Here is a 12155-nt window from a genome sequence, read left to right as displayed (position 1 = left end):
TATGGCACCATTAATTACAACAGAAGATAAATTAAAAGAGCGTATTAAAGAGCTTACTTGTTTGTATGCAATAAGTTCGTATATCGCTAATTGTAATATTGAAGACATTAATCCTACCATACAAGCGATAGCAATAAGTTTAAAAGATGCTATTCGTTTTCCGGAAGATGCTTCCGTAGAAATATTGATAGAGGATGCATTATTTAAAACAGGAAAAGCCCCTGTAGAAAAAGTGTTTATTCTTTCGGCTATTAAAACCTTTAATACACCAATTGGTTCTATAAAAATTGGGTATTCTGAATCTAAATATACTGCGAATAGTTTTTTAAATGAAGAAAAACAGCTTTTACAAAAAGTAGCTTTAGAAATTGGGAATTTATTAGAACGAAAACAAATTCTAGAAAACGAAGCGATAACTAGAAGACAAATAGAACGTACAGACCGTTTAGCTATTTTAGGAGAAATCACAGCAGGAATTGCGCATGAACTTAATACGCCATTGGCAAATATTTTAGGGTATTCAGAGCTATTGAAAGAGCAGTTTGTAAATAATACAAAAGCTATAAACGATTTAGAAAAAATTACAAATAGTGCAATTTATTCGAGAGAAGTAGTTAAAAAACTCATGTTTTTTTCTTGTGATATGCCACAGCAAATGAAAGTAACGAATATCGTTCCAATTATTAAAGATGCCATCAGTCTTTTAAAACCTAATTTCATTAAAAAGAATATTGATTGCCAATTGCAATTTGAAGATACAGATATTCCACTTCGTGTAGACGCTATTCAGTTAACCCAAGTTATTTTTAATTTAGTTATTAATGCTATTTATTTTTCACCAAAAAACGGTATTATAAAAGTGCATGTAATCCAAAATGAAAAGGATATTGAAATACAAATTAGCGATCAAGGAAAAGGAATTGATGCAGCGAATAGCGAAAGTATTTTTAATCCTTTTTTTACAACAAAACCTGTTGGAGAAGGTTCTGGTTTAGGATTAAGCGTTGTACATGGTATTGTTAAAAGTCATAAAGGAAGCATAAAACATAAACCCAATATTCCAAAAGGAACTATTTTTACTATAAACCTTCCTAAAAATTAAAGCATGGAATTAAATCGTGAAAATATATTAATTGTGGATGATGATGTTCATATTTTAGAGCTCATTCAACGACATTTACAAGCATTAAATTATCATACGTATAAGGCGGTTTCGGTAAAAGAAGCTATTGCTATCTTACAAGATAAGTCGATAGATTTATTAATTACCGACTTAAAAATGCCTGGTGTAGATGGTTTAGAGTTGGTAAAATATGTCTCCGAGCATTTTCCAAACATACCAAAACTAGTGGTTACTGGTTTTCCTTCTATTGAAGGTGCTTTAGATGCCTTTAAATCTGGAGCAATGGAATATTTAACCAAGCCATTTACTAAAGAGGAATTAAAAACAGCCGTTGCAAAAGCTTTAAAAGAACAACCAAAAAAAGTGCTAGTTACTTCTAATAAAACGGAAGATAAAAAGGCCTATGGTGAACTTATTGGACAATCTCCAGCGATAAAAAAAGTAACCGATGTTATCGATCGTGTTAAAAATAATAAAGCAACCGTTTTTATAACCGGAGAAAGCGGAACAGGAAAAGAGCTAGTTGCGCGTTCTATTCATTATATGGGTAAATATGCAACAGCACCTTTTATTGCTGTAAATTGTGGTGCTATCCCTGAAAACTTATTAGAATCGGAGTTGTTTGGTTATACCAAAGGTGCTTTTACAGGTGCAGAGAATGATAGAAATGGATTCTTTCAAGCAGCAAATAAAGGAACTATATTTTTAGACGAAATAGGAAATGCATCTTTAGCAACACAATTGCGTTTGTTGCGTGTTTTACAAGAAAAGGAAGTGGTTCGTGTAGGCTCACAAAAGGTAGAACCTGTAGATATTCGCGTCATTGCTGCAACCAATGTCAATCTGAAAGACCTAATAAAAACAGGGCGTTTTAGGGAAGATCTTTACTATCGTTTAACCGTTGTTGAGATAGAAGTTCCTCCATTAAGAGAACGAAAAGAAGACATCTCTCTTTTAGTAAATAAGTTTTTGTTTAAGTATGGCGTGGAGTTTAAAGACAAATTAATCTCTATTTCTTCAGAAGCACTTGCTGCTTTAGAACGATATAATTGGCCAGGAAATATTAGAGAACTAGAAAATGTTATTCAGCGCGCTGTAATTATGTGCGAAAAGCAGGTTCGTATTCAAGATCTACCGGATCATTTAAAATATACGATTGCCTTCCCAGAAGAAAATCAGGAGTTCCTACCTTTAAAAGCAATGGAGAAAAAATACATCCTTAAAGTTTTAGAGGCTACCAATAATAATAAAACGAAAGCGGCTAAAATTCTTCAAATAGATCGTAAAACCTTAGGTGAAAAAATAAAATAAAGCGCTTCTAAAAGTGCGTAATATTTACACAGTAGCGTAAAATCACCTCACATCAATATAATTCTATACTCTTATTTTCTCTTTGTAAAATATTGTCTTACAGCGGTTTAGTAGTTTTTAAATAAAACTATTCTTTTCATGGCACAGCAGTTGCCTTTAGGTTTACAATATATAAAACTAAAAAATGAATAGTGTTATGGAAAACAGCTTATGCAGTAATTGCAAATATAACAACGACTGTAGTTTGACTACAAATAAAAATTTTATATGGTCTTGTAGTGAGCATGAAATAGCTGCTATTAATAATTACGACCAAGAAAAACGAACTACAAAAAAGGCCTTCGAGTACCAAACTACCGAGCGTGCTATTGAAATGATCTAAACAAAACAAAAGATGACTTTAACAAAAGAATTAAAAAAGAAAAAACAACCAAAACAAGGGATGCTGGCAAATGTTATGCAACAATTTGATACTGCAGCAAATATGGTTGATTTAAATCCAAACATTAGAAAAATACTAGAAGTAACTAATAACGAATTAATCATTCATTTTCCAGTGCGTATGGATAATGGAGAAGTGGAGATTTTTAAAGGTTACAGAGTACAGCACAACAACGCTTTAGGTCCGTATAAAGGAGGATTACGTTACCATCCTACAATAGATATAGATTCTGTAAAAGCATTAGCAATGTGGATGACCTGGAAAACATCACTAGCAGGATTGCCTTATGGTGGAGCAAAAGGAGGAATTCAAATGGATCCTAAAAAATATTCTAATGGAGAATTAGAACGTATTACAAGACGTTTTACGTATGCTTTAGGAGAAAATATTGGACCAGAACACGATATTCCAGCTCCAGATGTAAATACAAATTCGCAAACTATGGCTTGGATTGCAGATACCTATATGTCTACAAAAGCACCATCTGAACGTTCTAAAAACCAACACGTAGTAACCGGAAAGCCTGTAGGTTCTGGAGGATTAGAAGGTAGAGATAGAGCAACAGGATTTGGTGTGTTTTTAACCATTAAATATTGGGCAGAAAATAAGAATGTAGACCTAAAAGGAAAAACTTTTATTGTACAAGGTTTTGGAAACGTAGGCTATTGGGCAGCACACTTTTTAGAATTAGAAGGTGCCAAAATGGTAGGTGTTCAGGATGCTTTTGGATCTATTTCTAACACCGAAGGATTGTCTGTGGAGCATTTGTTTGAATACATTAAAAATAACCAAGGAAGTATTCAAGGATTCCCAGGCGCTACAGCTGTTTTAAAAGAAGATTTCTTTGCTTTAGACTGTGATATCTGTATTCCTGCAGCATTAGGTAATCAAATTACTAAAGAAAATGCTAACGATATTAAAGCTTTTTTAATAGCTGAAGGTGCAAACGGACCAACAACTGTGGAAGCAGAAAAAATACTATTAGAAAAGGGAAGTACCATCATTCCAGATATTTTATGTAATTCTGGAGGTGTAATTGGTAGTTATTTTGAATGGTTACAAAACCGAAACGGAGAGCTGTGGGAGTTAGATGAAATCTTAATCAAACTAGATAAAAAAATAAAAGAGGTCTTTAATAAGGTGCTAAATAAAGCAGAAAGTAAAGACATAGATTTACGCTCGGCAGCTTATTTTATAGCAATAGAACGTATTGAAAAGGCGTATGTACAACGAGGAATTTTTCCTTAATAATTTAAAAAGAACAGAACATGAAGTATGGCAGTATAGTATTAGAGAAAAAGGAATATGTTACATTAAAACAGTTACTTAATTTATCTGAAAGTTATAAAGAATCTACAAGAAAGTCCTCTATTTTAAGATTGAAGGAAGAGTTGAAAAGTGCTATAATATTAGATGAAAAAGAATTACCAGAAGATATTATTCGGTTTAATTCTAATGTCGTTGTGGCAACAAAAGATGGTTGGCAAAATGATTTTCAACTGGTAGGAGCAACAGAAAGTAATTTTTCGAATAAAAAAGTTTCTATTTTAACCCCAATGGGTTTAGCTATTATTGGCTACGCAGAGGGAGATGTGATAGATTGGGAGTTTCCTGGAGGTGTGAAATCTTTAGAAATTAAAGAAGTAAAACGGACAGAAAAAGTAAAGAAATAAAAAATAAAAGTTATGGAATTGAATACATTTTTTAACCATGATAGCGATGAGCAAATTGTTCAGAAAAGAAGTGCTGAAGAGTTAAACTTATGGCTGTCTCATATTAATTATATTCTTAATGAAAGTGATAGATTAGCAAAAATAGCTTCAAACGTTATTAAAAACAGGGAATTTAGAGATCACTTTTTAGAGTTAATTATTAAAAATCAATCTTTTTTAAATGAATTGCTGAGTTATAAAAATAGTATGGTACATTATAAAGAATGTGATGATTTTGAATGCGATTTATTTTATATTAATAAGCATGAAAATTTAAGAGAAAAATATATAAAAGCAATCGGTAATTATAGATCACATAAAGACCAATTCTATTCTAAGATGCTTTCCTAAATACCTAATAACTAAGTAGAAAAAAGCCAAAACAATATCTTGTTTTGGCTTTTTAATTTTATTTAAAATGGCATTCAGTTTTAGAATAATCCAATATAAGAAGCATCCGAAGTTCCTGTATGTAGAGTTGCTCCAGTTGTAAAACCATCTGCACTTGTAGAACTTGGATCTAAAATATATACATTACCAGATCCTCCTAAAGAGGTTAATGCCATATATAATTTACCATCAATAACACTTGCCCATTGGTATTGACGTAACCATAAGTCTAAAGAAATATTTAATTTCACAGCTGTTTTATTATAAACGTCTACACGAACAATATCCCAATTAGAACTTGCATTATCTCCTAAATCTGTATTTAAAACAGGAACATAACCTATTCCATTACCTACATAAAACCAACCTGTGTTCGCTTCTGCATTATGACCTAAAAGTGATTTAATATTAAATGTATTGTATGCAGTATCATAAACACCATTACTAATTTTCATTATAGAAGCATCTCCGTTAGTTACTAGTTGGTAGGTGTCTCCAAATGCATCTTTATGCGCAACAGGAGTTCTGTAACCGTTAGTAGAACCTTGTGCTAATGTAGAAACAATCGTCGTTTCATTATCTAAAGACGGGTAATCTACAACTAATGTCTCTACGTTATCATAAACCATAGTTCCATTTTCACCAGTTAAAGCATCAAAAAATCTTTTAGCAACACCATAGTATAATTTTCCATTGGTAATTACAGGAGCATCAATACGAAAGGTGTGAATTCCTTCTGCAGTTTCATCATTGCTATATGGGAATTCAAAAGAAGTATTTTCTAAAACAGACATGGTATTTAAATCTACTCTTGCTAAAGTAACTGTCGCGATAGTTCTAATGTAAGGCGAAGTTTCATCTGTTGGATCTTCATAGATGTTTTCTGTAATTACATTATGCAACATGGCATAATTATCATCAATTTTTGTCCAACGCGGATATGCTGTTCCCATTACCGCTTGAATATCGGTTGTTAAACTTAAATTATAGTTTTGTCCGCTCACGTAGTTATATTTTGAAATATCACCACCACCATAATTCAAGTTGTATACCGTTTTACCATCATTAGATGTGTAAACTCTTGCTGTACGTGTAGAAGGCACTTCATAACCAAAACCATTAAATGTAAATGTTTTGGTTGGGTCGTTAAGTTCTTCTACCGTAACTCCTTGTGTATATGTAGCAGAATCTCCTGTTGAGCTAGATCCTATTACTAAATGGTATGGTCTATAAGCAGATTCTCCCTCAGTGGTTCCAGAAGAAATATCATCATCACTACCACAAGAAAATGTAACTAAAGTTATAGCCGATAAACAGACTATATTTAATAAAGATTTGAAATTAAAATTCATAATGTTTAGATTAAAATTGGTTTTATAAAATTGTAAATGAAAGTTTGCTATAAAAACCTCTTCCTGGTTTTTGCAGCGCGTAATTATCGAATATTTGATTGTTCAATATGTTTTTTACATCAAAACTTAATGTGATTTTCTTTTTCGGAAAAGTATATGCAAATCCTGCATCGAAAGATGTTTGACTAGGAATTATTGTTTTTCCTGCTCCACCAAGCGTACTACCATGTCTGAAAAATTCATGTACATAAAGTAAATTGGTGTAACTAGATAGTTTGGATCCTTTTTGAATAAAATTCGGTGTATCGAATTTTAAATTATAATTCATTGTAAAATATGGCGTATTGGCTAGCCTTTCATAGCTAGGTGTAATTGGGTTTCCGTTCACATCATAGGTGACATTATAATCACGAGCATTAAAGAAAGAAGTGTTACCACTGAAATATATTTTTTCGTCATAATTATAGTTTAGCGTAAAGTCAAAACCTTCTGTGTAGATTTTTCCGATATTAGAATTTTCGAAGAATTCCTCATTACTTCCTGTAGGGAATTGCATAATTAGATCTTCGGTGTCTCTAATAAATACATTAGATGTTACTCCGAAAGTGTGTTTTTTATACGCTATATTCTCATAGGTAAATCCTAAATTATAGTTGTTACTATGTTCTGGTTTCAGATTTACGGAAGCATTTACATTAGCTGCAACATTACCAAATACCTCGTTAGCTTCAGGTAAACGAATCGCTTTTTCAGCAGAACCAAATACGGTGAACTTTGGAGAAAAGGTATAAGAAATGGAACCTCCATAACCCAAATCGTTAGAGCTTATATTGTTTTCTTCAATCACTATAGTGGCAGTAGAGGTGTTAGAAGTTCTAGTTCTTAATTTAGAAGTTCTATCCATATAATAGGATTTTGCAAAAATAGAAGTCCTTAGTTTATCTTTAAATGCTAAGTTCTCAAAGGAAAGTGCTAAAATAGATTTGCTGTATTCACGTTCTTCTTTTAGTGCATTTTCTACAGCAGGAAGCATGGGATCGTCAGAATCTCTAGTAAACGTATTTAATAAATGGTTTAATTGAATGGTGTTATTTTCGTTTAGGTGGTATGCTAAGTTTGTTCTTGTATTAATCGTTTGATCGATATCTTTTTGTAATGTTGGATCTCCAGCTTCCGCTCCAGAAGCCCAAACGTCTGGATCGTTATAATAACTGGTAGGATGCCCTAACCAACTGTATTGCGTAGCAATAGTATCTATAGTTTTTCGGTGTAATTTGGAGAAAGAAGCAAAAGCACTGAAATCTAGATTTTTAATAAAATCTTTTTTAGCATAATCTAAACTATACATATTGGTACTTTGTTCGGTAAATCTATTACCATAAACAATTTCCATAGTAGCACCTGTTTGTATTTGCTGATCCATGTTGGAAAGCAATACACTCGCTAGTAATTTATCTGCCCATGCTACATTGGTATAACCAAATTCTGCTTTACCACCTTGCGATCTGTATCTGTCATGAAAACGTTCTGCTTCAATATAAACATCTGGAGTACCAGCCGAAAGTGCTACTGCAACTTGATCTCCAGAAACTTTATAATTGTTATCGGCATAATTTACAAAAGCAGAACCTCTTGCGGTAAAACCATTTTTGTTGTTTCGGTATCCACCATTTATATCTGCACGATAGGTTCCGAAAGATCCAGCAGAAATGGATGCTTTTAATTCGTTTTTAGTAATACTATTAAGCACAATGTTAATGGCTCCACCCATGGCATCATCGGATAAATGCGGAGGCACAACACCTTTGTAAACTTCTATTCGTTTGATTAAAGAAGGAGGGATGCTGTTTAAAGAAAAGGAAGGTCCGAAATTTCGAATAGGAACACCGTCAATAAAGACTTTAACAGAATTTCCGGTCATTCCATTTAAGTTATAGTGTGCATGAGAACCTAAACCACCAGATTGTCTAACACGAACACCAGCAGATTGATCTAATAATTCATTTACTTGAATGGATTGTATTGCTGCAGCTTTGGTTTCAATGACATTAACTGCAAATCCTTTTTCCTCTATTTTTTGTTGTACTGTTTTCGATCTGACAAGTACTTCGTCTAATTCTTGAAATTCCGAAATTTCTAAAACAATATTCACCTCTTTACTTTTAGAATCCAACAATACCGTAATCGTTTTAGGTTTTGCATCTAAGGAATAAAATGCTAGGGTATAGGTGCCAAACGGAAGGTTTTTAAAATTAAAAGCACCGTTTACATTTGCGCTTGTTTCTTTTTGAATGGATTCACCTTTAAGCATGATATAGGTAGCAACAGCGGGTTCTTTAGTGTCAAATTTTACTTTACCGTAAAAATCTCCTTGCTGAGCAATAGCAGAAATACTAAAAAATAGAAATAGATAAATGGATAATGTTTGGTATGGAAACACGTCTTAAATTTTTTACAAAAGTATCCTTATTTATATTTATTCCAAATAAAAATAAGGATTTTTTTGGAATATTTTTTAACTCTTTTTTTTATAAAATTATACCGCTTGTTTAGAGATGTTTAGGTCGTGCTATTTTAAAATAATATTTGTTGACTAAAGAGAAGATTACATTTTAGTTTTCTTAAATTTCATCCACTGTTTGATGTTAGATGTCCATTTTATAAAAAGATATGGACTTAAAAACGGATTCCAAAAAGGTTACTTAGTACAGCGTAAAAGCACCGAATTAGCTAAGCTATTGCTATGTTTTAACTCTCTTTTTTTTCAAATATTCGTGTATTAAAACCTCTTTGTATGTTTAAAAGGATAGTCCTATAAAACTTTTTCATTTTTAATATTAGCTATGTGTTTTCATATTGTTTATTATATATATTAGTGATATATTATAATTTATATCAACCCTAATAATTAAAATGAAAAATAGACTTCTATTTTGCTTTAGTATTTTTTTATGTTCTTCTTCCTTAATGGCACAAAAGCTGGATTCAGAGAAGATAAAAGAGCAAATCTCCTTATACAAAAACGATCTTCGTGGTCCGTATAAAGACATTCGTTGGTTTTGTACAGACGGAAGTATTAGACAACCAAAAGATCCTTGTCCAGATAATATTGGGCCTGGAAATCAGCATGCTAGATATAAAGATGAAGTTGAAAAACTAGCGAAAAGCAATCATGTTTTTTTAGGTCAGATTTTAACGAACACAAAAAACGAAGCATTTTGGGATGCGGATAATAATAATTCCAGATTAAAACAATACCAAATAGATAAATATTTAAGAGCTGTTGATGCTGGTTGGATTAATCAAAAAAGCCAATTTTATAGAGGTGCAATCCAATCGGAAGATGAAGAAGCTTGGGGAGTCGATTTTTATAATTGGTTGCTTTCTAAAGATGAACTGTTGGTAGATAATTATTATTTAATAAGACAGTCTTTAAGTGATATTCCGCATAGTGGTGATGATAATCTAGCACAATTGATGCGTAGTCAGTCTAAAGTGCTTTCTGATTTGTATCCTGCATTCATGGATTTACGAGTTAAAATACATGCGCAACCAGAAATTGTGGATATTCAAAAAGTGAAAGCTTTTAAAACCAAGCATACAGGGAAACTATCTAGTAGTCAAACTAAAGTGTTAGAGGAATTAGTAGGTACTATGACTACTTTTTTTAAACCAATAGATTTAATCTCGTTACAGCAAAAATCTACCTTATTAAAAACAACGCCTTTTGGGGAAGCCTTTAAAGATTATGCTTTCGCAAATAATACCACAACAAATGTTGCAGACCTCATTCAAGATACTGCAGAATTACTAGTTAACTTAAGAGCCAATCTGTTATCTGAAAAAAGACCTTTAGCACGTTTACAAATGCTAGATGTTTCTATTAAATTAGAAGAAGTTATTTTAAAAAACGCACCACTTTGGCAAGCGGAAACCTTAGAGCAGTTAGTAGATAAAGTATGTTATTTGGGCATGGCAACAGCTGCAACAGGTTATATTGAACTACACGAATGGGAATCTTTAAACTTAAGTAAATCTCCTAATACTATTAATGAAGCAACGCTTGGAGATTTAACGTCTACTTTACAAAACGGAAGAAGTTTGGTAGAGTGGAGTTCTGGAATGGTGAAAGCGAATTACCAAAACGAGGTCGATATTTATACCAATTTTGAACCATTAGCTTATGGTTTTATTGATGATAAAATTAGAGGTTCTATTGCTTTACATTTAGGTAAGGCAGTAGGTGAATTAGGCGAATTTATAGCTAAAGAATCGTCGTTAACCAATAAAGTACTAAACATTCCAAATCAGAGTACCATTCGTGGTTTAAATCCGGGTTATGCTTTTGGTGAATTAGTGGTTGTTGCCGGATCTCCAGATGCTATTGAAGTATCTTCTAATAAAATATATGTGTTTCAACGTCCGCCAGCAGATTTAAAACCAATTGCTGGAATAGCAACCGTTTCCGAAGGGAATATGGTGTCGCACGTGCAGTTATTAGCACGTAATTTGGGAATTCCAAATGCTGCATTATCTGATGAAAACCTAGATAATTTAAAATCATTTAGTGGGCAAAAAGTATTTTATGCCGTTTCTAATAATGGAAATGTGATTATTAAAGCAGAGAAAGATATGTCTGCGGAAGAAGTCGCCTTATTTGCAAAAAAAGAACGTAAAGAAGGAAAAATTGAAGTCCCTGTGGAAAACATTGTTTTAAATGAAACCAAAGTTTTAAACCTACGAAGTGTAGATGCTAGTAATTCGGGTAAGATTTGCGGACCAAAAGCAGCCAATTTAGGACAGCTTAAAAAAATGTTCCCAGAGCAAGTAGTAGAAGGTTTAGTGATTCCTTTTGGAATATTTAGAGATCATATGGATCAAGAAATGCCGGAACAAAACCAATCGTATTGGCAATTTTTAACTGCCATGTTTCAAGAAGCAACTGCAATGGAAGCCAAAGGTATTGCTCAAGAAGAGATTGAGTATTATCAATTAGGTAAGCTAGAAATCTTACGTGCAGCCATTAAAAAAATGCCTTTAAAGTCCGATTTTATATCACAAATGGAAAAGGATTTTAAATCGGTGTTAGGAAAAGGCTTAGGAGAAATTCCGGTATTTTTAAGGAGTGATACTAACATGGAAGATTTAAAAGAATTTACAGGAGCAGGCTTAAATCTAACCTTATTCAATGTGGTCGATAAAAACAAAATATTAGAAGGTATAAAAGATGTTTGGGCTTCTCCTTATACAGAACGTAGTTTTAAATGGAGACAGAAATATTTATTAAATCCCGAAAATGTATTCCCTTCTATTTTAGTAATTCCTAGCGTAGATGTAGATTATTCAGGGGTTTTAATTACTAAAGGATTGACTTCTGGTAACGATAAAGATTTAACTATAGCTTTTAGTAGAGGAGCAGGTGGCGCGGTAGACGGACAGTCAGCAGAAACGTATTTACTGAAAGATGCAGGTGGCAATCAGTTATTAGCACCTTCTAGAGAGCGCTTTTATAATAGTCTACCAATAACTGGTGGGACACTTAAAAAGACAGCGAACTTTGTTCAGCCTATTTTAAATACGCAAAACCTTCAGGATATTAAACAGCTTGCAAAAACAATACGAGAAAGAATGCCAAAAGAAACAAACTCCGATTATGATGGAGCTTATGATGTAGAGTTAGGATTTAAGGATGACAAATTATGGTTGTTTCAAATTAGACCTTTTGTAGAAAATAAGAAAGCATTAAGTTCTTCGTATTTAGAATCCATAACACCAACTATTGATACGAATAAAGTGATTTCGTTTTTAAAAAAAATATAAAAAAT

General features: G+C 32.6%; 9 protein-coding genes. 7 read left to right on the top strand and 2 right to left on the bottom strand.

The annotated features are described in order from the left end of the window. Window position 1: 1 nt before the first annotated feature. From FG167_RS15535 to FG167_RS15510, 6 genes are all read left to right on the top strand, one after another. Window positions 2–1102, top strand: a complete 1101-nt coding sequence (locus FG167_RS15535; RefSeq protein ID WP_203459128.1) for a sensor histidine kinase — start codon at window positions 2–4, stop codon at window positions 1100–1102. A 3-nt stretch (window positions 1103–1105) separates the two neighbouring features. Continuing rightward, the gene (locus tag FG167_RS15530; protein WP_203459127.1) at window positions 1106–2434 is read left to right on the top strand and encodes a sigma-54 dependent transcriptional regulator; all 1329 of its coding nucleotides are present in this window, start codon (window positions 1106–1108) and stop codon (window positions 2432–2434) included. A gap of 244 nt (window positions 2435–2678) precedes the next feature. Continuing rightward, on the top strand, window positions 2679–2816 hold the full coding sequence (locus FG167_RS15525) for a hypothetical protein (protein ID WP_161804621.1): 138 nt from the start codon (window positions 2679–2681) through the stop codon (window positions 2814–2816). A 12-nt stretch (window positions 2817–2828) separates the two neighbouring features. Beyond that, window positions 2829–4124 carry a Glu/Leu/Phe/Val dehydrogenase gene (locus FG167_RS15520; RefSeq protein WP_203459126.1) on the top strand — a complete coding sequence of 432 codons (1296 nt, stop codon included), beginning with the start codon at window positions 2829–2831 and terminating at the stop codon, window positions 4122–4124. 20 nt (window positions 4125–4144) lie between these two features. Beyond that, a complete protein-coding gene (locus tag FG167_RS15515) occupies window positions 4145–4549 on the top strand; it encodes a GreA/GreB family elongation factor (RefSeq protein WP_203459125.1) in 405 nt (134 codons plus the stop codon). A gap of 12 nt (window positions 4550–4561) precedes the next feature. Then, entirely contained in the window at window positions 4562–4939 is a 378-nt protein-coding gene (locus FG167_RS15510; RefSeq protein ID WP_203459124.1) for a hypothetical protein, read from the top strand. An 80-nt stretch (window positions 4940–5019) separates the two neighbouring features. Here the strand turns inward: FG167_RS15510 and FG167_RS15505 are convergent, their stop codons facing one another. Together FG167_RS15505 and FG167_RS15500 are read right to left on the bottom strand one after the other, a co-directional pair. Next, window positions 5020–6330: a hypothetical protein gene (locus tag FG167_RS15505; protein WP_203459123.1), complete on the bottom strand. Its 1311-nt coding sequence runs from the start codon at window positions 6328–6330 to the stop codon at window positions 5020–5022. A gap of 22 nt (window positions 6331–6352) precedes the next feature. Beyond that, the gene (locus FG167_RS15500; RefSeq protein WP_203459122.1) at window positions 6353–8770 is read right to left on the bottom strand and encodes a TonB-dependent receptor domain-containing protein; all 2418 of its coding nucleotides are present in this window, start codon (window positions 8768–8770) and stop codon (window positions 6353–6355) included. Window positions 8771–9243: 473 nt separating this feature from the next. On the opposite strand from FG167_RS15500, the gene FG167_RS15495 reads away from it, so the two are divergent. Next, window positions 9244–12150 (top strand): PEP/pyruvate-binding domain-containing protein, encoded by a 2907-nt coding sequence (locus FG167_RS15495; RefSeq protein ID WP_203459121.1) that lies wholly within the window; start codon window positions 9244–9246, stop codon window positions 12148–12150. The last annotated feature ends 5 nt before the right edge of the window (window positions 12151–12155 follow it).

The sequence above is a fragment of the Lacinutrix sp. WUR7 genome (assembly GCF_016864015.1).
Taxonomy (GTDB): Bacteria; Bacteroidota; Bacteroidia; order Flavobacteriales; family Flavobacteriaceae; genus Oceanihabitans.
Note: the sequence above shows the minus strand (reverse complement) of the source record. Positions and strands in the feature narration are given on the sequence as shown.